Below are 20,685 nucleotides of genomic sequence, written 5' to 3' on the forward strand. Positions count from 1 at the left end.
GGCAGCCGGCTCAATTAAGTCTCTCTGCCATGATTGAATCGCCTTCGAGCCAGAGCTGCACCGCCTGACCGCGAAGGTGTGGCGCCATGTCGTCGGCCGTCTTGTAGACACCGTCGATTGCCAGCAATTCTGCTTCAAGCTTGCGGCAGAAGATGCGCGCCGAGGCATTACCCACGGATCCCGCCAGCGCCCGTCCCCGCAGCGTTCCGTAGATGTGAACCGAACCACCCGCGATGATTTCCGCGCCCGAGGCGACCGACCCGACGACGGTGACGTCACCCTCGGGAAAGATCACCGATTGCCCGGAGCGGACGGGCTCCTTGATGATGATCGAAGGCATTGCCCTGACCAACTGCGGCTCTGGACGAACGGCAGGTTCTGCCGCCTTGCCGTTGCCGGATTTGGCCGCCTCGGCGGTCGATTCGGCCGGCGGAACCTCGAAGTCGGGGGCCGGCCGGCCGCCCTTCATGGCCGGCGGCATGCCGGGTTCGAACAGTGAAGGTCGCCCGCCTTCGATGCCCATGATGCGCACGTTGCGTTTCGCAAGCTCGCCGATCAGCGCCTTCAGTTGCGTCCGGTCGATCTCGATGTCTTCCACGTCGAGAACGACCGGCCTGCCCAGGAAAAACCCCGCCGAGCGCGAGGCCAAATCGTCGAGCCGGGTAAGCCATCCATCGAGTGGCAGTTCCGGAGAAAGCACGAGCGCCAGGAATGAGCGGCCCTTGATACGGATCGAGCGAGTATCTGTTAGCACTTTGGTCATCTACGTTAATTTTTGGTTGCCAAGATTTACGTGAATCGCGGTTAACAAATGGTTAACCCGGGCACCCTGCATGAAGCTGGAGAGCCGGATTTGGAAGCAAGAAAAATGCCTCTGAGATGCGACGGCAGGCCCGGAAAGAGCTGATGATTTGCCGGGGCCGCAGCGCGCGCCAAAGTGGAGCGCCGCGTCGGGCCGGTGATCGACTTCGTCCCGAAATTCGACGTGCTCCGATTCGCTACCCGTCATCCGCCGCCGAATCGCCGCCGCCCGTCGGCGCCTGTTTGCAGGGCAACCGCCCCATGGAAGACGCCTGCCTACATTGTCAGTCTGTCCAGCCAGCTCGCCATCGAGCCGTCGCATGTTCCGCTTGAGGGCCACGACTGCTTGCAGCTGTGCACTGTTACAGAAACGATAAGAAACTGACATTTGGCGTTCATGAAGCGCCGCTATGGCAGGTGTCATACCGATGACCGGTCTCCCCGAAAGAGGATCTGCTGCCAATGTTTCAGTTGAAGAATGTAACCCGCCGATTCGGCACGAAAACAGCCGTCAGCTCGGTTACCTTCGACATCCCGCAGGGCCAGATGGTCGGCATCATCGGCCGCTCGGGCGCCGGCAAGTCGACGCTGCTGCGCATGATCAACCGGCTCGTCGATCTCTCGTCCGGCTCGATCGAATTCGCCGGCACGGAAGTGTCCTCGCTCCGCGGTGCGCCCTTGCGCAACTGGCAGCGCGATTGCGCGATGATCTTCCAGCAGTTCAACCTCGTGCCGAGGCTCGACGTCCTGACCAATGTCCTGCTCGGACGCCTCAATCACCGCTCGACCGCGCTCAGCATCCTCAACATGTTTACCCGCGAAGAGCGGATCATGGCGATCGGTGCGCTCGAACGCCTCGGCATCGAGCAGACGGCATTGCAACCCGCCGGCACGCTTTCCGGCGGACAGCAGCAGCGCGTCGCGATTGCCCGCGCGCTGATGCAGCAGCCGAAGGTGCTCTTGGCCGATGAACCGATCGCCTCGCTCGACCCGCTCAACGCCAAGATCGTCATGGATGCCCTGCGCGACATCAACGAGCGCGACGGCATCACCGTCATCACGAACCTGCATACGCTCGACACCGCCCGGAACTATTGCGAACGGATCATCGGGATGGCGCATGGGCGCGTCGTATTCGACGGACAACCGAAGGATCTGACCGCCGCGGCCGTCGCCGAGATTTACGGCGCAGACACCGCAATCGAAGAATCGATGACCTCGACAAGCATCAATATTCCCGCGGCACTCCCGCGGGAAAACACCGCATCGGCTGGCCTCAAGCCGCTGGCATTGGCCGGTCTCTGACGACCCGCCACGATCGAGCGCCCGCGTCAAGGGCACCTCTTTGCAACCGATATCGATCCGGCACGGCCGGATAAACGGGAGACGAACCTTATGTTGAAGAAAGCTCTTTTGGGCGCTGTCGCGCTCTTCGCCCTCGTCGGCCATGCTCAGGCCGAAGACCTCAAGGAATTCCGCATCGGCATCCTTGGCGGCGAGAACGAAGCCGACCGCCTGCGCAACTTTCAGTGCCTCGTCGACAAGCTCCCGGCCGCGATCGGCGTCGAAAAGGTCTCGCTGTTCCCGGCCGCGGACTATGACGGCGTTATCCAGGGCCTGCTCGGCGGTACGCTTGACTACGCAGAGCTCGGCGCTTCCGGCTATGCCAAGATCTACCTCGCCAAGGCAGACGCGGTCGAGCCGATCCTGACGACGGTCCAGACCGACGGTTCGACCGGCTATCACTCGATCATGGTTGCCCGCAAGGACTCCGGCATCACCAAGCTCGAGGACCTCAAGGGCAAGAAGCTCGGCTTCGCCGATCCGGATTCGACCTCCGGCTACCTCGTCCCGCTCGTCACGCTTCCCGAAGCGATCGGCGCACCGGTCAAGGAATTCTTCGGTGAGACCGGCTTCGGCGGCGGCCACGAGAACCTGGTGCTCGAAGTCGTCAAGGGTACGTTCGACGCCGGCACGACCTTCGGTTCGGGCATCGGCGAGTTCAAGGACGGCTACACGTCGGGCAACCTGCGCAAGATGGTCGACAAGGGCATCGTCGACATGAACGACCTCGTCGAGCTCTGGAAGTCGCCGCTGATCCCGAACGGCCCGATCGTCGTGCGCACCACCATGAACGACGACATGAAGGCGAAGTTCAAGCAGTTCATGATGGATCTGCCGAAGACCGACGCCGCTTGCTTCTCGGCCATCCAGGGCGGCGACTTCACGGGCTACACCGAAGTCAATGCGGACTTCTACAAGCCGATCATCGACGCTCGCAAGGCAACGATCGGCGGCTGATCGCCAAACCCTTGGTATCCAGCCGGCCGCGCAAGCGGCCGGCATTTGATTGCCCGGGACTGCCGCAGGCACCCATTTCGAGAGGCCGGCTCCGCCGGAAATCCCATGGCCACTTCCGTGCTTTCCCGACAGCTGAGCGAGAGCGGCGCTCTGGTGGAGCGTCACTGGCAGGAGCTCAACACCCGCCGCCGGCTTTACACCTTCCTGGGCCTGGCGCTCCTCGTTCTGACGCTGTGCGCCTCGCTCTGGTTCGCAAACGACTCGAATGCCGGCAAGTTTTTCGACCGCCTGCCGCATTTCTTCGATTTCGTCGGCGATCTGGTCCCGCGCGACGCCATGGAAATCGTACGTGCCATGTTCGACCTGCCCTCGCCCTATGACGACGGCAGCTTCAAGTACAACTATACGGACGGCCGGCTTTACTTCACCGAAAGCCTCTACATACCGGAATATTTTCACAAGATGCTGGAGACGGTGAACATCGCCATCTTCTCGACAGTGGTCGGCGTCTTCTTCGGCTTCATCCTCTCGTTCCTTGCCGCGCGCAATCTCATGCCCAATCCCTGGATCAGGGGTACGGTGCGCCGCCTCATGGAGATCCTGCGCGCCTTCCCGGAAGTGGTCATCGCCGGCTTCTTCCTGGCGATCCTCTCGCTTGGCCCCATCCCCGCGATTGCGGCGGTATCGATCCATACGATCGGCGCGCTTGGCAAGCTGTTCTTCGAGGTCGTCGAAAATGCCGACATGAAGCCGGAAGAGGGTTTGCGCGCCGTCGGCGCCAACTGGATCGAGCGTGTCTGGTTCGGTATCGTTCCGCAGGTTCTTCCAAACTTCACCAGTTACTTCCTGCTTCGCCTCGAGATCAATGTGCGTGCCTCGACGATCATCGGCGCCGTCGGCGGCGGCGGTATCGGTGAGCTGCTGCGCCTCGCGATCGGCCAGGGTCACGAGGCAAAGACGATCGCGATCGTGATCCTGTTGTTCACGACGATCTTCGCCGTTGATCAGTTTTCCGCATGGCTCCGCCGCCGCCTCGTCGGCGATCAGGCCTTCCAGCTTGCCCAGTAGGAGCGCACCATGACCGCCTCGACCAAGCCGAGCCTCCTTGAAATGCAAGCGATCGCCGAGCGCCATCCGCACCTGTTGCAGTCTTCTTCAACAAAGAGGTTGAAAACAACCTTGATCGGTATCGGCGTGATGCTCTACCTCGTTTTCAGCTGGTGGTTCTTTTCGATCGGCCACGTGCTTGCCAACGCCAATTGGGGTATCGCCGGCACCTATCTCGCCGACTGGGTCTCCTATGAGGTCCGGCCGGAGATCGCGATTGCCGCCGATGGCACGATGGCCCTCTCCTATGCGCGCAATTCGCCGCTCGGCACCAATCCCAACCCGGATTGGGTTACGCTCGAGAAGAAGACCGTGACCCGAACGATAGAGGCGCCAGCCGCGGCACAGGCGTCGAAGCCGAAGGGAAGTTCGTCCTTCAATTTCATGGCGCCGAATGCTGCGCTCGGCGAAAGCCCAACGGCCCAAGCACCGGACCGCATCGAAACCCGCAGCGAAGAGGTCGTCACGCGCGCACTCATCGCATTCGATCGGTCGACGAACATCGAGGTCGCCAGCGGCGTGGTAAAGGCAACGCACGGCGGCGAGACACTGATAATGACGGTCGACGGCGCCGATACGGCAACGCCGCAAGGTCCGCTGCCCCGCTGGGCCAGACAGAAGCGGCCGGGCGAAAAGATCACGCTCTCCTTCGGTCTCACCGGCTGGGCGGAGGTCGAAGGCGACGAAGTCTCGATCCGGAACCGCTTCTTCGGCTGGGCGAACTTCCTCTTCGACACCAACTCGCCGTTCTTCGGAAAGCCCTATGGCGAAGTGGTCTCGCTGATCGTCTCGGGCGAGCGGATCGATCCGGCACGCTCCAATCTTTCGCTTGCCTGGAACAACATTCTCTACAATGCGGAGTGGCAGCATCTCGACGTCTGGACCAAACTGTTGCAGACGATCATCATGGCTTTCGTCGGCACTCTCTTCGCATCGCTGATCGCCTTTCCGCTCTGCTTCCTCGCCGCGCGCAACATCACGCCGAACTTTTTCGCCAACCAACTCGCCAAGCGCTTCTTCGATTTCTTGAGGTCGGTGGACATGTTCATCTGGGCGCTGTTCTTCACGCGCGCCTTCGGCCCCGGGCCGCTTGCCGGCATCTCGGCGATCTTCTTCACCGACACCGGTACGCTCGGCAAGCTCTATTCCGAGGCGCTCGAAAACATCGATGACAAGCAGCGCGAAGGCGTGAAATCGGTCGGCGCGACGCCGATCGCGGTACAGCGCTTCGGCGTGCTTCCGCAGGTCCTGCCGGTCTTTGCGAGCCAGGCACTCTATTTCTGGGAATCGAACACCCGCTCCGCGACGATCATCGGCGCTGTCGGCGCCGGCGGCATCGGGCTTAAATTGTGGGAAGCGATGCGCACCAACTCCGATTGGGAGAATGTCGCCTACATGGTGCTTCTGATCTTGATGGTTGTCTTCATTTTCGACAGCATCTCAAACGCGCTCCGCACGCGGCTGATGGGACGCAAAACGCATTAGAATGGAGCGGGGGCGGTGAACCGCACACACTTTTCCTCAGCCCGCTCTGACCCGAATTGCGTTTCGCACCGAAGTCATCATGATGTTGTCATGCAAATCGGTTAGCTGCGCATCGCACCCCGCGAACATCGACCCGCCGGACGGCGGGCCGGTCGATACAGAAAGTGAGACCCGTGCGTTATGCAATCTATTTCGCGCCGCCGGCCGATGACCGGCTGACGCAGACGGCAGCCCGTTGGCTTGGCCGTGACGCCTTTGTCGACGGGGCACTCAGCTGGCCGGAAGTGCCGGCGCTCGGGCGCGAAAATCAGATGGCACTGACGGCGGACCCGCGCCGATACGGCTTTCACGGAACGCTGAAGGCGCCGTTCGAACTTGCGCAAGGCAAGAGTGAAGCGGATCTGCTGGCGGCCTTTGACGAGTTTGCGGCGGAGATCGAACCCTTCGACGTGCCGCGGATCGTGCTGCACCAGATCGGCCCCTTTTTCGCGCTGGTCCCCGCCGAAGACTGCCCGCCGCTCCGAAACCTGGCGGAACAGGCCGTTCGCCGCTTCGAGCCGTTCCGGGCGCCGCTGGCGGACGCAGACATCGCTCGCCGCAATCCGGAAAAGCTCCCGCTGCGTCAGCGGGAATACCTTACGGCGTGGGGCTACCCCTACGTCTTTGAGGAATTTCAGTTCCACCTGACGCTGACGGGACCGGTGCCGACGGAAACGCAAGGCGTGATGCGCGAGACGCTCACCGCCGCCTTCGAGGAGTTCGTCGGCAAGCCGCTCGACGTCTCGACCATTGCACTTTTCGTCGAGCCCCATCGCGGCGCGCCGTTTACCGTCCATTCCCTACTGCCGCTTGGCGGCGCATCCGAACGAAAGATCGCATGAGATGAGCAAAGAACAGGTTTTGAGCAACGCCCGCATCGTCCTGGAGGACAGGATCATCAACGGTTCCGTCCTTATCCGCGACGGCCGGATCGCCGATATTTCGGAAGGAGCGAGCCGCGCGGGCGAAGATTTCGAAGGCGACTACCTGCTGCCTGGCCTGATCGAACTCCACACCGATCACCTGGAGGCGCACTACTCGCCGCGCCCGGGCGTGCGCTGGCTGAAGATCGCGGCGATCCAGGCCCATGACGCCCAGGTCGTCACCTCCGGCATCACCACGGTCTTCGACTGCCTCCGCCTGGGTTCGGACGAGGACGGCGGCTTCCAGAAGGGAGAGATGCGCAGCATGGCCGACGCCTTGGCACAGGCCAAGGAGGAAGGACGCCTGCGCGCCGATCACCTCATCCACCTGCGTTGCGAAGTTTCGACCTCCGACGTTCTCGAACATTACGAAGATTTTCAAGACGACCCGCAAGTCCGGCTCGTCTCCCTGATGGACCATGCGCCGGGACAGCGCCAGTTCCAGACGATGGATCAGTACACGCTCTACTACAAGACGAAGCGCGGCCTCTCGGACGAGGCTTTCGCCGAGTTCGTCGAGCGTCAGCAGGCGCTTTCCGCTCGCTACGCTGCGCCTCATCGTACGGCGCTGGCAAAGGCGTGCACCGAACGCGGCATCACCATTGCCAGCCATGACGATGCGACGGTCACGCATGTCGAGGAATCGATCGGCTACGGTATCCGTTTGGCAGAATTCCCGACGAGCTTCGAGGCGGCCGAAGCCTCGCATCGCGCCGGCCTGAGCGTTCTGATGGGCGCGCCCAATATCGTGCGCGGCAAGTCGCATTCCGGCAACATCGCCGCCCGCGATCTCGCGGAGCGCGGCGTGCTCGACGTGCTTTCCTCCGATTATGTGCCTTTCAGCCTCATCCATGCGCCGTTCATTCTGGCCGACGAGGTCGAGGCGATCGATCTTCCGCAGGCTATCGCCATGGTGACGGCGACGCCGGCGCGCACCGTCAGCCTCGATGATCGCGGCCGGATTGCCGTCGGACTGCGCGCCGACATCGCGCGTGTCCACCGCCCTGAGGGAATTCCGGTCGTTCGCTCCGTCTGGCGCGAAGGACGGCGTGTCGCATGACGGCGGCAGGACAGGGGCGCGGCGCGCTCATCGTCGTCGTCGGCCCGAGCGGGGCAGGCAAGGACAGTGTCATGGGCTTCGCCGCGCACCATTTCGCGCATCGCCCGGATATCCTCTTCGTGCGGCGCGTGATCACGCGTCCATCGGATGCCGGCAGCGAAGTGCATGAAAGCGTCTCGACTGCGGAATTCGAGGGCATGAGCCGAAACGGCGCCTTTGCCGTGTCGTGGCAGGCCCATGGCTTGAGCTACGGCGTTCCAATCGAGATCGCCGACAGGGTCGCAAGCGGCATGACAGCGATCGTCAACGGCAGCCGCGCCGCCCTCCCCGCAATTCGCTCGGCTTTCGGCACCATCGCCGTCGCGCTCGTGACCGCGGACCCGGCGGTGCTGGCGAAGCGCTTGGCCGAACGCGGGCGCGAGAGCGAAGAGGACGTGTTGCGCCGCCTCCAGCGACAGACACCCGACGTCGTCGCCGGACCCGACGTGACGGTGATCGACAACAGCGGCCGGCTCGACGTGGCCGGGCAGCGCTTCGTCGCGCTCGTCGAGCGGCATTGTGCGGCGTTGCATCATACGGCCTGAGCAGGAACGAAGCATCGCGAACGTTCTCGACGGCCACGGGGCCCAACAGTCCGGGGCTTTTTGCGCTGCGCACGTCGACAGGCAACAGATCTTGCGCACCTACAGCGTTGTCGGAACCAATACGACCGATGCGCCCACAGGATCTTGCTATCGCGGGTCGCCCTGCGCCAGCGCCTCCTCCGCCGCTTCCTCGATCTTCTTCACCATCGGCAGGTCCACCGCGGCGGCGATGACGGAATCGAGAAGGCCCGGAAAGCGACTGTCGAGGTCGTCGCTCCGCAGCGTAATCAGTCGGCTGGTGCCGGAGACCTCCGTGCGGGTGATGCCCGCCTCGCGCAATTTGGCCAGGTGGTAGCTAATGTTGGTCTTGGAGCCGAAGTCCGTGAAGTTCAGGCACATGGTCGGGCGTCCGTCGCGGCGGGCGAGATAACCGACGATCGCCAGGCGTGTCGGGTCGCCGAGGGCGGCGAGCACGTTGGACAGGGTGATCTGATCGGCGGTGGGATGAGGCAGGGTCATGGTCCGAACATAGCTGCGCCGCCACTCCAGTTCAACGCGGCAGGCTGTCCCGTCCCTTATGCTGGAACGGCAGAACGCGTATATTGACATGGCCCCCGGTCATGTTCAATAGTTCAATATATTTTGAACAAAGGATCTCCTATGGACAAGCGCCTCATCTGGCTCGCTGTTGGCTCCTTCACGATGAGCACGGTCGGCTTCGTCTTCTCGAGCCTTCTGCCATCGATCGCGGCCGACACGCACACGACCATCCCGCATGCGGGGCACCTGATCACTGTGTTCTCGCTTTCCTACGCCATCGGCGCGCCGCTGCTTTCGGCGCTGGCCGGGGCGGCCGACAGGCGGCGGCTGCTGGTCGTCGCGATGCTTGCCTTCGTGGCGGGTAACGGTATCGCTGCGACAAGCGTCACGTTCACCACGCTGCTGCTTGCACAGATCGTGATGGGAATGGCGAGCGGATTGTTTGCTGCCACCGCCCAGGCGACGGCGGTTTCGCTCGCCGGATCGGAGCACCGCGCGCTGGCAATCTCGATCGTCGTGGGCGGCACCACGTTCGCAGTGGCGCTGGGCGCCCCGCTTGGCGCACTGATCGCCGCCTTCTGGGGCTGGCGTGGCACGTTCGGGGCGGTCGCCCTGCTCGGGCTCGCCTGCGCCACCGTGCTGTGGCTGCGCCTGCCGCGCGGCCTCAGCGGAACGAAACTGACGCTTTCCGAGCGCTTCAACGCCGTCGGCCTCCCGGGTGTCGCCTCCTCGCTGATGGTGACCTATCTTTACCTTGCGGGCGGGTTCATGATCATCTCCTACCTCGCGCCCCTGGCGATCGACGGGGCGGGGCTTTCGAAAATGGCGCTGCCGGGCCTGCTGCTTGCTTTCGGTGTGGGGGCCGTGATCGGCAATCTTTCCAGCGGCTATTTGGCCGACCGGGTCGGCGCGACGCGGATGGTGGTGCTGTCGCTGATGTCAGCACTGATCGTGTCGCTGGTCATTGCCTTCGGGCTGCATCTCCTCCCGCGCAACCTCGCCGGCCTGCTGCTGATCGGCATCATGGTGCCGTGGGGCATCATCGGCTGGGCGTTTCCGCCGGCTCAGGCCAGTCGCATCGTCGGCTTCGCGCCGGAGGTGGCGCATCTGACGCTGTCGCTCAACGCCTCGGCGATCTATCTCGGCATCGCCAGTGGCACCGCGATCGGCGGGCGGGTGTTGGAAAACACCGCCGCAGCCAACCTCGGCTTCTTCGCGGCGCTGTTTCCGGTGGCCGCCCTCGCCGTGCTCTATGCGGGCCTGCGCTCCTACCGGCGGCGCTTCGCGGCCGGCCTGGCGGAATAGGTTCAGCCGTAATTAGGCCGGCGCGCGGCATCGACGCTTTCGCGCCGGCCGACTCAATGCAGTCGGCGACGCCGATCTCAGTGGAATCGCTGAGCGGGTCCAATTCCTCCGGCCGCTACCCGTACCGACAGAGCTGGCCCCAACGCATTCTGGCCAAGCGCGTCGGCGCGCTCGCCTCCTTGCCGATAAGCGCACGGCATTGAACGGTCTCATCCGGAGGCCGTGCCTCCTGGCTGCGCCCCCACCGAGCGAACGATCCGACTGCGCTGTCGACATGTTCAAATAAGTCCGCGGTCGCCGAGGTCGCTGGTCCCTCGACGGCGCCCCCTAGGGTCGGCTATCGCGCCACTCCGGCGGCAGCGGTGCCCCTAACCGATGGCCAAATCTCGGGCACGTGCTGCCGGGATCTACCATGCTGCAAGATCACCCTATCTTCTCTGTCATCTGGCCGATCCGGCACCTTCGTGTCGCGACGACGCGAATTTTTGCTTGCTATCGGCGTCATTATGTATATACATTATCGCAAGAGAAGGGCGGAAACTTATGGACGGAAATAAGAACGCGAGTTCAGGCAGAACCAGCCTTTGGCGCAATGCGCGCCTTGCGACGCTTCGCGAGGACATGGGACCGCTCGGCATTATCGAGAAAGGCGCCGTTGCCGCCCGCGGCGACCGGATCGTCTACGCGGGTGCAGAAAAAGACCTGCCCCAGGACCTGGGCCAAGCCGACGAGGCAATCGATTGTGAAGGCCGCTGGATGACGCCGGCGCTGATCGATTGCCACACCCATATCGTCCATGGCGGCAACCGCGCGCGTGAATTCCAGCTTCGGCTCGAAGGCGCCACCTACGAGGAAATCGCACGCGCAGGCGGGGGCATTGCCTCGACGGTAAAAGCGACCAATGCCCTTTCGGTCGAGGAACTGGTGGAAGCAGCACTTCCACGGCTCGACACGCTGCTTGGCGAAGGGGTCGCGACGGTCGAGGTAAAGTCTGGCTATGGCCTGAATATCGAGGCTGAGTTGAAGATGCTGCGCGCCGCGCGCCGGCTACAAGAGTTGCGTCCCGTGCGCATCGTCACGAGCTATCTCGCCGCGCACGCAACGCCCCCCGAATACAAGGGCCGCAACGGCGACTATATCGCCGATGTCGTGCTGCCGGGCTTGAAAGCCGCGCACGCCGAGGGCCTCGTCGACGCCGTCGACGGCTTCTGTGAAGGCATCGCCTTCTCTCCGAGCGAGATCGGTCGCGTGTTTGACGCCGCGAAGGCGCTCGGCCTGCCGGTCAAGCTTCACGCCGAGCAGCTCTCGGATCTCGGCGGCGCCAGACTCGCGGCCTCCTACGGCGCGCTTTCGGCCGATCATCTCGAATATCTCGACGCGGAAGGCGCGGCCACCATGGCAAAGGCCGGGACGGTCGCCGTGCTCCTGCCCGGTGCGTTTTATACGCTGCGGGAAAAGCAGTTGCCGCCGGTTCAGGCTCTTCGTGATGCCGGAACGCGCATCGCCATTGCAACGGACTGCAACCCCGGCACTTCTCCGCTGACGTCGCTGCTTCTGACCATGAACATGTCGGCGACGCTCTTCCGGCTGACCGTCGACGAATGTCTCGCGGGTGTCACGCGCGAAGCCGCACGCGCGCTCGGAATCCTCGACAAGACCGGCACGATCGAGGTCGGCAAATCCGCGGACCTCGCAATCTGGAACATCGATGAGCCTGCCGAACTTATCTACCGGATAGGCTTCAATCCGCTGCATCAGCGCATCTTTGGAGGCGAAAGAATCGGCCAATGACCATCGTACTTAAGCCAGGCTCCGTTCCGCTCAAGGATCTGGAAACGATCTACTGGACGCGGGAACCGGCCCGCCTCGATCTCGCCTTCGACGCCGCCATTGCCAAAGGCGCCGCGCGCATCGCCGAAATCGCCGCCGGCAATGCCCCGGTTTACGGCATCAACACCGGCTTCGGCAAACTGGCCTCGATCAAGATCGACAGCGCCGATGTGGAAACGCTGCAGCGCAACCTCATCCTGTCGCATTGCTGCGGTGTAGGTGCCCCGCTGCCGGAAAATATCGTCCGGCTGATCATGGCGCTGAAGCTCGTCTCGCTCGGCCGCGGCGCCTCGGGCGTTCGCCTCGAGCTCGTCCGCCTGATCGAGGCGATGCAGGAACGGGGTGTGATCCCGCTGATCCCGGAAAAGGGATCGGTCGGCGCATCGGGCGACCTTGCACCGCTTGCGCACATGGCGGCCGTGATGATGGGCCACGGCGAAGCCTTCTTCGATGGCGTCCGCATGCCGGGTGGTGCCGCGCTTGAAAGGGCCGGTCTTTCGCCTCTGACGCTCGCCGCGAAAGAAGGCCTCGCCCTGATTAACGGCACGCAAGCGTCCACCGCTCTGGCGCTCGCCGGCCTCTTCCGCGCCCATCGCGCGGCACAGGCAGCACTCATCACCGGGGCGCTTTCGACCGATGCCGCGATGGGATCGTCGGCACCATTCCATCCCGACATCCATACATTGCGCGGTCATCGCGGCCAGATCGATACCGCCGCCGCCCTTCGGCAATTGCTCGAAGGATCCGTGATCCGGCAGAGCCACATCGAGGGCGACGAACGGGTGCAGGATCCCTACTGCATCCGCTGCCAGCCGCAGGTCGACGGCGCTTGCCTCGACCTCCTGCGCTCGGTCGCCGCATCGCTCACGATCGAGGCCAACGCCGTCACCGACAATCCGCTGGTGCTTTCCGACAGCTCGGTCGTCTCGGGCGGCAATTTCCACGCCGAGCCGGTGGCCTTCGCCGCCGACCAGATCGCGCTCGCGGTTTGCGAAATCGGCGCGATCGCGCAGCGCCGCATCGCGCTTCTTGTCGATCCGGCGCTCAGCTACGGCCTGCCGGCGTTCCTGGCCAAGAAGCCGGGGCTCAATTCGGGCCTGATGATCGCCGAAGTCACCTCGGCCGCGCTGATGTCGGAAAACAAGCAACTCGCGCATCCGGCTTCCGTCGACTCGACGCCGACATCCGCCAACCAGGAAGACCACGTATCGATGGCCTGCCATGGCGCGCGCCGCTTGCTGCAGATGACCGACAACCTGTTCTCGATCATCGGTATCGAGGCGCTGACGGCCGTCCAGGGCGTCGAGTTCCGGGCGCCCCTGACGACGAGCACGGAACTGTCGAAGGCAGTGGCTGCCGTACGCGGCGTGTCGCCGACGATCGAAGAGGACCGCTACATGGCCGACGATCTCAAGGCGGCCGGCGAACTCGTCGCGTCCGGAGCGCTCAACGCCGCCGTCTCCGATGGCATCCTTCCGAAGCTGGATATCTGACATGGCCGTTTTCGAAGTCCATCGGGGCACCTCCCCCGTCATCCTCGGCTTTCCCCACACGGGCACCGACGTGCCCGCACCCATCTGGGAACGGCTCAACGACAACGGTCGCGTCCTCGCCGACACCGACTGGCACATCCACGAGCTCTATGAGGGGCTTCTTCCGGAAGCCACGACCGTGCGCGCGACCTTCCACCGCTACGTCATCGACGCCAACCGCGACCCGGAAGGCGTGAGCCTCTATCCCGGCCAGAACACCACCGGCCTGGTGCCCGAGACCGACTTCGACGGCGTGTCGATCTGGAGGGAGGAGCAGGCACCGACCGAGGCCGACATTGCGACGAGGCTCCGCGATTTCCATGCTCCCTATCACGCGGCGCTCGCCGCGGAGATCGAGCGCGTCAAGGCGATCCATGGGGTGGCGGTGCTCTATGATTGCCACTCGATCCGCTCGCATATTCCCTTCCTCTTCGAAGGCAAGCTTCCCGACTTCAATATCGGCACGGACATGGGCAAGACCTGTGCTGCCGAAATAGAACAGACGACGGCAGAAATCGCAGCTTTGGCAGAGGGTTACACCAGTATCCTGAACGGCCGCTTCAAGGGCGGCTGGACCACCCGTCACTATGGCAGACCGGAGACGGGCGTCCATGCGGTCCAGATGGAACTTGCGCAGTCCACGCATCTGACAACGGAAACGCCACCCTTCGCGCTGGATTCCGCCAAGGCCGAACGCCTTCGCGCCCATCTCAAAGCCATCCTGAAACGCATCGAAACAACGGCATTCGCCCTCAAACTGACAGGGAGTGAGGCATGAACGTGAACAATCCGCGCCACAATATCCGCGAGGTGCGCAGCCCGCGTGGCACCGAGATCAGCGCCAAGAGCTGGCTGACCGAGGCGCCGCTGCGCATGCTGATGAACAATCTCGATCCGGATGTTGCCGAGAATCCGCACGAACTCGTCGTCTATGGCGGCATCGGCCGCGCCGCCCGTACCTGGGCGGACTTCGACCGGATCGTTGCGACGCTCAAGGATCTCAACGAGGACGAAACGCTGCTCGTCCAGTCCGGTAAGCCGGTCGGTGTCTTCCGCACCCACAAGGATGCGCCGCGCGTGCTGATCGCCAACTCCAACCTCGTGCCGCACTGGGCGACCTGGGACCATTTCAACGAGCTGGATAAGAAGGGTCTCGCCATGTACGGCCAGATGACCGCCGGCTCGTGGATTTATATCGGCTCGCAGGGCATCGTCCAGGGCACCTACGAGACCTTCGTCGAGGCCGGTCGCCAGCACTATGGCGGCAACCTCAAGGGCAAGTGGGTGCTGACCGGCGGCCTCGGTGGCATGGGCGGCGCACAGCCGCTCGCCGCGGTGATGGCCGGCGCCTGCTGCCTTGCCGTCGAATGCAATCCGGACTCGATCGATTTCCGCCTGCGCACCCGCTATGTCGACGCCAAGGCCGAGACGCTGGACGAGGCCATGGAGATGATCGATCGCTGGACCAAGGCGGGCGAAGCAAAATCGGTCGGTCTGCTCGGCAACACGGCGGAAATCCTGCCCGAAATGGTTCGCCGCGGCATCCGCCCAGACTTGGTCACCGACCAGACCTCCGCCCACGACCCGGTCAACGGCTACCTGCCGAAGGGCTGGACGATGGGCCAGTGGAAGGAAAAGCGCGTCAGCGACCCGAAGGCCGTCGAAAAGGCGGCACGCGCATCGATGCGCGAGCACGTCGAGGCGATGATCGCGTTCCAGAACATGGGCGTCCCCACCTTCGACTACGGCAACAACATCCGTCAGATGGCCAAGGACGAGGGCCTTGAAAACGCCTTTGCCTTTCCGGGCTTCGTGCCGGCTTATATCCGCCCACTCTTCTGCCGCGGCATCGGCCCGTTCCGCTGGGCGGCGCTGTCCGGCGACCCGGAGGACATCCGCAAGACCGACGCCAAGGTGAAGGAACTGCTGCCGGACAACAAGAATCTGCACAACTGGCTGGACATGGCCAAGGAACGCATCGCCTATCAGGGCCTGCCCGCGCGCATCTGCTGGGTCGGCCTCGGCGATCGTCACCGCCTCGGCCTCGCCTTCAACGAAATGGTTCGCAATGGCGAGCTGAGCGCTCCGATCGTCATCGGTCGCGACCACCTCGATTCCGGCTCGGTCGCTTCGCCGAACCGCGAGACGGAAGCGATGAAGGACGGTTCCGATGCCGTTTCCGACTGGCCGCTCCTGAACGCGCTGTTGAATACGGCCTCCGGCGCGACCTGGGTCTCGCTCCACCACGGTGGCGGCGTCGGCATGGGCTTCTCGCAGCATTCAGGCGTCGTCATCTGCTGCGACGGTAGCGAGGACGCCGACAGGCGGATCGAGCGCGTGCTGTGGAACGATCCGGCGACCGGCGTCATGCGCCATGCCGATGCTGGCTACGACGTTGCGCTCGACTGCGCCAAGGAGAAGGGCCTGCGCCTGCCCGGCATTCTCGGGAACTGACGAAGGATTGTGGGAGGCCTGCGCGGCCTCCCCCATACCGGCAATTACGACATGGAAATCGCCCTGCGGCGGGCTCCGTCGAGGAACAGCAGCAAGGCGCAGCCCGCCACCCCCGCGAGTGCGCCTAGAAGCGCGGTTCCGGAATAATCGCTGATGCGTGTGCCGAGCGCGAAAAGCGCCGCGCTCAACGCGCCGCCCAGAAAGATGTTCACCGCGATCAGTGAACTTCCAAGTCCCGGACGGTCGGCAATCAGCTCTTGCAGATAGGTGATCGGGATGCTGATCAGCGCTGCCGCACCGAAACCGCTGATGAGTGTTAACGCGTAAATATGCCAGGGCCGGGACGAAAGGCCGAGCAGCGCCATATAGACCACGTAGATGGCCGTTCCGAGCGCAAGTGCGTCGACGTGGTTAAGGCGATACTGGATCCGTCCCCAGACCAGAATGAAGATCACCTCCAGCAGCGCCACGACTCCGACGACAATGCCGATATCGGTAGCCGAGCCGCCGGCAGCACCGGTGACGATCAGCGGCAGCACGGCGGCGTTGACATGCAGAGTGGAGCAGATGAGCGCCACGGCGGCGATCCGCGCGAGAACACGCGGCGAAAGAATTTCGGCAAGGGACGCGAGATAGGAAAGCCGCTTGCTGAGGACGGGATCGACGCCGCGTCGGGCCGGCAGCAGGAAGAAGACCAGCAGCAGATTAGCGATACAGCCGAGGCTCGCCAGCAGATAGGCAGGAAGCATGCTGCCCCGCGCCGACAGTACGAAGCCGACCAACCCCGGAACAAGAACCCACGAGAGCGATATAGCCGCCCTCACGCCGGAATTGACCGCTGCCGCGTCCTTGCCGCCCATGCCGTTCGCGGCGGTGCGGACATTGGCGAACAGGAGCGAGTTCAGTGCGCCATGGACCGGCAGCAGCGCCAACGTGGCGATAACGAAACTCGTCTTTGTCGGCAGGGCGTAGACCAGGCCGTAACCGATCGCGCCAGAAAGGATCACCGCCAACATCAGTGTCCGGTAGTTGCCGACGCGGTCGGCAACGATGCCGACAGTGACGCTAACGGCGACATTCACCAGTGCCGCAACGAAGATCAGCGCCGAATAGAACCCGTCGCTCAAGCCAAGCTCGATGATCCCGACCACCGATTGATAGGGCGAGGTCGCGGCACCCGAGAAACCGAACAGGAAGATGGCAAGCACGCTCGTCCGGATGACCGGGTTACGCATGGCAAAGAGCAACGAGGAAGACATGGTTCCATCCGCGAGTGCGAAGTCTTGTGAGAGGCCGCCGCCGAGACAGGCGGTCGTTGCAGGGAAGGTCGGTGAGCTTCGGCTCAGGTCCAACGGGTCGAGAACCGCGCCCTCGGCTTGAAATCGAAATCGCGGTCGAACGGGAAGATCGGCCGCTGGCGGCGTTCGCTCGCAAGATTTTCGATGTCCTGATTGACGACACCATCGGTGAGCGCCATCAGGTTGGGATTGGCAATCGGTGCAAGCTCCGGCGACAGATAGCCGGACTTGACGACCAGCAGGCGCACGGTGCCCGGATCGAGGCCAAGGCGACGGAAGTCCTCGATGTTATGGTATGGGCGCCGGCGCGCCGACAGCACCACTTCGATCCCGCCGACACCGATGACGGCCTGGCGCTCGGCAATCGGTCCCGGATCGTCCAGCCGCATGACAACAGCGGTGACCTCCGCCACGGGGCTCGACGGATCGAGACTGCCGCCGACCCGCAATGCGAGCGTCGCGCCTTCACCGGCTGCGAAACAGGCATCCACCGCCGGCCGGTCAGCGATGCCGGCAATCAGCGCATCCCGCCATCCGCGCGCGAGAAGAGCCCTCGACACGTCGGCGCGGTCGCCGACGCCGCCCCCGGTGGGATTGTCACCGGAATCGGCAAGGATGGCGGGCCTCGTCTCCGCCACCTCGGCAATGTCGAGCATCGCCTCGAGCGGACCGGTGACCGGGCCGAAACGGAACTTTTCCCGCTCATTCCAGTAGCTTGCGGCGATTTCTTCTGCCGCCATCGAGGCGGCTGCCTTGTCCGATCCGGTCACCACTGCGCAAGCGGTCGCCCGCGGCTCGTCGGCCCAGACGTAGCCCACCATCAGGTTGGCATCGAGAATGCCGGGGCGCTGATCGAAGTCCGGCAGGCGCCGGTAAAGGCTGCCGGCGGGCTCGTCCTCGGTGGACGTGCATTCTCCGGGCAGCAGCAGCGGCACAGGCGCCCAGGCGACGCCTGGACGCGTTCCGTCGCGAAGGGCTGTGACCAGCATCGACCAGGCCCGCACCATCGTCTCGCGCGTATCGATGTGCGGCGCGGTGCGGTAGCCGGCAAAGATGTCGATCTGGTCGATGATCTTCTGGCTAACATTGCCGTGGAGATCGTAGCTCGTTGCGATCGGGCAGTCCGGGCCGATGACTGCGCGGGCGGCGGAAATCCAGTCGCCTTCGGCGTCGTCCATGCCGTCGACCTTGATCGCCCCATGCATCGCGAGATAGAGACCGTCGAGCGGCAGTGCGGCGCGAAGTCGCTCGAGGAACTCGGTCTTGAAGGCGTCGTAAGCCGCACGAGAAACGGGGCCTCCGGGCACGGCCCGTGCATGAAGGAGCGGGACATGCTCGAAGCCGTCGGCCTCGAGGAAGCTGAAATAGTCCGCCTTAAGGAGTTCGGCCCCCCTCAGCACCCGGAAGTCCTCCGCCGTCATCAGGACAGGCGAATAGGTGCTGCACTCCGTATGGATTCCACCGACGGCGATCCGCATGGCTTCAAACTCACAAAATCGGGCTCAGAGGAGCGATTGCGGCGAAACGCAGCCAATCCTTTTGCGCCTTCGGCGTCCAGGCCGCTTCGGCGATGGCGGGGAGACGCGGGAAGACGAGACGGTTGAAATAGCCGCGCGACAGGAAATGCTCCGACCAGATGCAGGCCTGCACGCCCTTCATGCGGCTCTTCAGTTCTTCCGGGAATTCGCCTTCCGCCTCGTAGGCGTAGGTGTGCGCCGGCGTAGCCGTGCCGGCCCAGCTCGCGCCCGGCTCCTGGAACGCTTCGGCCTGCGCCATGTCGAGGTAGTAGGCCTGGCCGGGCGTCATCACGACGTCGTAGCCTTCGCGCGCCAGCTCGATCCCGACCTTGGGGTTTTCCCAGGCCATCAACAGCGTGCCCTCGGTGCCGACGCCGCCGCCATGGGCGACCTCGTTCCAGCCGACGAGCTTGCGGCCGCGTGCCGTCAGCATCCGCTTCACTTTCTTCAGGAAGTAGGACTGCAGCGCAAAGGTTCCGGAAATGCTCTCCTGCTCCATGAGTTTGCGCGCCAACGGCGACGCCAGCCACGAACCATTGGCCACCTCGTCGCCGCCGACATGGATATATTGGCTCGGAAAAAGCTCGACCATTTCGTCGAAGACCTTTTCGAGGAACTCGTATGTCAGCGGAATCGCCGGGTTCAGCGCGTTGTTGGGGTAGCCCTGGACGGAATGATAGCTTTCCGGGGCCTCCTGACCGTCGGAGAGCTCGGGCAGCGCGACAAGCGCGGCCGTGCTATGGCCGGGAATGTCTATCTCCGGCACGATCTCGACATTGAGCGCGCCGGCATGGGCGACGATCGCCCTCACCTCGTCCTGGCTGTAGAAGCCACCCACCGGTTCGGCGCCGTTGCCGAGCTGCGGCAGCATCGGCTCGTCCGGCCCGCGCAGCACGCCGAGCGTCGTCAGCGTGGCATAGGCCTTGATCTCCAGCCGCCAGGCTTCGTCGTCGGTCAGATGCCAATGGAAGATGTTGAGCTTGAACCAGGCGAGGATATCGATGAGCCGCACGATATCGGCAGTCGGATAGAACTGGCGCGAGACATCGAGATGGCAACCGCGCCAGCCGTAGCGCGGCCGGTCGGAAATCGTGCCCGACACAGGAAAACGGAACCTGCCCCCGTCCCTGCGCGCGCCGTCAAGCAGTTGCGCCAGCGTCGTCAGCCCATATTGCCGACCTGCGGCCGCGCCATATTCCAGCTGGATCTCCCGCTCGGAGAAGGCCAGTGCATAGGCCTCGGGACCGAGTTCGGGCTTCGCGGCGAAGACGATCGGACGACCCTGCGGGGACGAGGCGAGCGTGAAGGGAGCGTGGCCTGCCGAGAAGAGACGATGGAAGAGGGAAAGCACCGTGTCGACCGCCCTGATGTCATCCTTGCTGGTCCCGGGGGCCGGATAGAGAACGACCGGGAATCCATCGCCCGGCACGGCGTCGAACTTCGCCGGCCACGGCTGCAGGGCGAAAGGCAGATCGAGCTTGCCCTCCGGCAGGCGCTGCGGCGGAGGTTCGCTCGTTGCCCCTTCGAGGAGAAGATCTGACACGGCCACCGGCACATGCCGGCCGTCGGCAAGCGTCAGATAGGCGGACTTTGCGCCATCCGTGCAGTGCTTTGCTTCCCTGTGCAGCCCGCTAACGGTAAACGTCCAGCTTTCGTCCGCGCCAAGGACAAATCCCTTTGGCGGTGCGAATTCGTGAAAATTGGCATTGCGGCGCAGAAAGATGGCGTTTTCGCAAGCGGCCGCATCGATAACGCGGGTCAGCGACGTGTAGACGAGGCGAAAGTCCCTGAGCGGGGACTGGGAGAGATTGACGAGGGTGAAGGTGAAGCGTCCCAACGGGCCCCCATCCGGTTGCCAGGCAGATTCGAGGCGATAAGAAACCGGCTGCATGAGCGTCCTCCCGATATG

General features: G+C 63.8%; 17 protein-coding genes. 12 read left to right on the forward strand and 5 right to left on the reverse strand.

Features of this window, described 5'->3' with window-relative positions:
• Positions 1-10 precede the first annotated feature (10 nt).
• On the reverse strand, positions 11-763 hold the full coding sequence (gene minC / locus QN222_RS05235; RefSeq protein ID WP_180943676.1) for a septum site-determining protein MinC: 753 nt from the start codon (positions 761-763) through the stop codon (positions 11-13).
• A 500-nt stretch (positions 764-1,263) separates the two neighbouring features.
• Between minC and phnC the strand changes: the two genes are divergently transcribed.
• From phnC to phnN, 7 genes are all read left to right on the forward strand, one after another.
• On the forward strand, positions 1,264-2,106 hold the full coding sequence (gene phnC / locus QN222_RS05240) for a phosphonate ABC transporter ATP-binding protein (protein WP_283964148.1): 843 nt from the start codon (positions 1,264-1,266) through the stop codon (positions 2,104-2,106).
• A gap of 90 nt (positions 2,107-2,196) precedes the next feature.
• Positions 2,197-3,102 carry a phosphonate ABC transporter substrate-binding protein gene (gene phnD / locus QN222_RS05245; protein ID WP_283964149.1) on the forward strand — a complete coding sequence of 302 codons (906 nt, stop codon included), beginning with the start codon at positions 2,197-2,199 and terminating at the stop codon, positions 3,100-3,102.
• A gap of 105 nt (positions 3,103-3,207) precedes the next feature.
• A complete protein-coding gene (phnE, locus tag QN222_RS05250; protein ID WP_283964150.1) occupies positions 3,208-4,170 on the forward strand; it encodes a phosphonate ABC transporter, permease protein PhnE in 963 nt (320 codons plus the stop codon).
• Between the two features lie 9 nt (positions 4,171-4,179).
• Entirely contained in the window at positions 4,180-5,694 is a 1,515-nt protein-coding gene (gene phnE, locus QN222_RS05255; RefSeq protein ID WP_283964151.1) for a phosphonate ABC transporter, permease protein PhnE, read from the forward strand.
• A gap of 173 nt (positions 5,695-5,867) precedes the next feature.
• The gene (locus QN222_RS05260) at positions 5,868-6,575 is read left to right on the forward strand and encodes a DUF1045 domain-containing protein (RefSeq protein ID WP_283964152.1); all 708 of its coding nucleotides are present in this window, start codon (positions 5,868-5,870) and stop codon (positions 6,573-6,575) included.
• A 1-nt stretch (position 6,576) separates the two neighbouring features.
• Positions 6,577-7,716, forward strand: a complete 1,140-nt coding sequence (locus tag QN222_RS05265; protein WP_283964153.1) for an alpha-D-ribose 1-methylphosphonate 5-triphosphate diphosphatase — start codon at positions 6,577-6,579, stop codon at positions 7,714-7,716.
• Positions 7,713-8,300 (forward strand): phosphonate metabolism protein/1,5-bisphosphokinase (PRPP-forming) PhnN, encoded by a 588-nt coding sequence (phnN, locus tag QN222_RS05270; protein ID WP_283964154.1) that lies wholly within the window; start codon positions 7,713-7,715, stop codon positions 8,298-8,300. Before QN222_RS05265 ends, phnN begins: the two co-directional genes overlap by 4 nt.
• 147 nt (positions 8,301-8,447) lie before the next feature.
• Here phnN and QN222_RS05275 read toward each other — a convergent pair whose 3' ends face one another.
• A complete protein-coding gene (locus QN222_RS05275) occupies positions 8,448-8,819 on the reverse strand; it encodes a helix-turn-helix transcriptional regulator (protein WP_283964155.1) in 372 nt (123 codons plus the stop codon).
• Between the two features lie 141 nt (positions 8,820-8,960).
• Here QN222_RS05275 and QN222_RS05280 point away from each other — a divergent pair, with 141 nt between their 5' ends.
• The 5 genes from QN222_RS05280 to hutU all read left to right on the forward strand — a co-directional run bounded on the left by QN222_RS05280 (position 8,961) and on the right by hutU (position 15,961).
• Positions 8,961-10,145 (forward strand): MFS transporter, encoded by a 1,185-nt coding sequence (locus QN222_RS05280; RefSeq protein WP_283964156.1) that lies wholly within the window; start codon positions 8,961-8,963, stop codon positions 10,143-10,145.
• A 543-nt stretch (positions 10,146-10,688) separates the two neighbouring features.
• On the forward strand, positions 10,689-11,936 hold the full coding sequence (gene hutI / locus QN222_RS05285) for an imidazolonepropionase (RefSeq protein ID WP_283964157.1): 1,248 nt from the start codon (positions 10,689-10,691) through the stop codon (positions 11,934-11,936).
• Positions 11,933-13,468: a histidine ammonia-lyase gene (gene hutH / locus QN222_RS05290; RefSeq protein WP_283964158.1), complete on the forward strand. Its 1,536-nt coding sequence runs from the start codon at positions 11,933-11,935 to the stop codon at positions 13,466-13,468. The genes hutI and hutH overlap by 4 nt, the downstream gene beginning before the upstream one ends.
• 1 nt (position 13,469) lies before the next feature.
• Positions 13,470-14,285, forward strand: a complete 816-nt coding sequence (hutG, locus tag QN222_RS05295; protein WP_283964159.1) for an N-formylglutamate deformylase — start codon at positions 13,470-13,472, stop codon at positions 14,283-14,285.
• Between the two features lie 2 nt (positions 14,286-14,287).
• Positions 14,288-15,961, forward strand: coding sequence for a urocanate hydratase (gene hutU / locus QN222_RS05300; protein ID WP_284005332.1), 1,674 nt, complete (start codon positions 14,288-14,290; stop codon positions 15,959-15,961).
• Between the two features lie 44 nt (positions 15,962-16,005).
• On the opposite strand, the gene QN222_RS05305 is transcribed toward hutU, so the two are convergent.
• The 3 genes from QN222_RS05305 to QN222_RS05315 all read right to left on the reverse strand — a co-directional run bounded on the left by QN222_RS05305 (position 16,006) and on the right by QN222_RS05315 (position 20,667).
• Complete coding sequence (locus QN222_RS05305; RefSeq protein ID WP_283963605.1) at positions 16,006-17,220, reverse strand: MFS transporter; 1,215 nt, start codon at positions 17,218-17,220, stop codon at positions 16,006-16,008.
• Positions 17,221-17,303: 83 nt separating this feature from the next.
• On the reverse strand, positions 17,304-18,737 hold the full coding sequence (locus tag QN222_RS05310) for a M81 family metallopeptidase (RefSeq protein ID WP_283963604.1): 1,434 nt from the start codon (positions 18,735-18,737) through the stop codon (positions 17,304-17,306).
• A 10-nt stretch (positions 18,738-18,747) separates the two neighbouring features.
• Positions 18,748-20,667: a beta-N-acetylhexosaminidase gene (locus QN222_RS05315; protein WP_284005286.1), complete on the reverse strand. Its 1,920-nt coding sequence runs from the start codon at positions 20,665-20,667 to the stop codon at positions 18,748-18,750.
• Positions 20,668-20,685 lie beyond the last annotated feature (18 nt).

The sequence above is a fragment of the Sinorhizobium sp. 6-70 genome (assembly GCF_030124375.1).
Lineage (GTDB): Bacteria > Pseudomonadota > Alphaproteobacteria > Rhizobiales > Rhizobiaceae > Sinorhizobium.

What these genes read in the sequence shown, in the direction of transcription:
- minC (WP_180943676.1), bottom strand. Translation starts at nt 763, where the DNA reads ATGACCAAAGTGCTAACAGATACTCGCTCGATCCGTATCAAGGGCCGC.
- QN222_RS05280 (WP_283964156.1), top strand. Translation starts at nt 8,961, where the DNA reads ATGGACAAGCGCCTCATCTGGCTCGCTGTTGGCTCCTTCACGATGAGC.
- phnN (WP_283964154.1), top strand. Translation starts at nt 7,713, where the DNA reads ATGACGGCGGCAGGACAGGGGCGCGGCGCGCTCATCGTCGTCGTCGGC.
- QN222_RS05315 (WP_284005286.1), bottom strand. Translation starts at nt 20,667, where the DNA reads ATGCAGCCGGTTTCTTATCGCCTCGAATCTGCCTGGCAACCGGATGGG.
- hutG (WP_283964159.1), top strand. Translation starts at nt 13,470, where the DNA reads ATGGCCGTTTTCGAAGTCCATCGGGGCACCTCCCCCGTCATCCTCGGC.
- QN222_RS05310 (WP_283963604.1), bottom strand. Translation starts at nt 18,737, where the DNA reads ATGCGGATCGCCGTCGGTGGAATCCATACGGAGTGCAGCACCTATTCG.
- QN222_RS05265 (WP_283964153.1), top strand. Translation starts at nt 6,577, where the DNA reads ATGAGCAAAGAACAGGTTTTGAGCAACGCCCGCATCGTCCTGGAGGAC.
- phnC (WP_283964148.1), top strand. Translation starts at nt 1,264, where the DNA reads ATGTTTCAGTTGAAGAATGTAACCCGCCGATTCGGCACGAAAACAGCC.
- QN222_RS05275 (WP_283964155.1), bottom strand. Translation starts at nt 8,819, where the DNA reads ATGACCCTGCCTCATCCCACCGCCGATCAGATCACCCTGTCCAACGTG.
- hutI (WP_283964157.1), top strand. Translation starts at nt 10,689, where the DNA reads ATGGACGGAAATAAGAACGCGAGTTCAGGCAGAACCAGCCTTTGGCGC.
- QN222_RS05305 (WP_283963605.1), bottom strand. Translation starts at nt 17,220, where the DNA reads ATGTCTTCCTCGTTGCTCTTTGCCATGCGTAACCCGGTCATCCGGACG.
- phnE (WP_283964150.1), top strand. Translation starts at nt 3,208, where the DNA reads ATGGCCACTTCCGTGCTTTCCCGACAGCTGAGCGAGAGCGGCGCTCTG.
- phnD (WP_283964149.1), top strand. Translation starts at nt 2,197, where the DNA reads ATGTTGAAGAAAGCTCTTTTGGGCGCTGTCGCGCTCTTCGCCCTCGTC.
- hutH (WP_283964158.1), top strand. Translation starts at nt 11,933, where the DNA reads ATGACCATCGTACTTAAGCCAGGCTCCGTTCCGCTCAAGGATCTGGAA.
- phnE (WP_283964151.1), top strand. Translation starts at nt 4,180, where the DNA reads ATGACCGCCTCGACCAAGCCGAGCCTCCTTGAAATGCAAGCGATCGCC.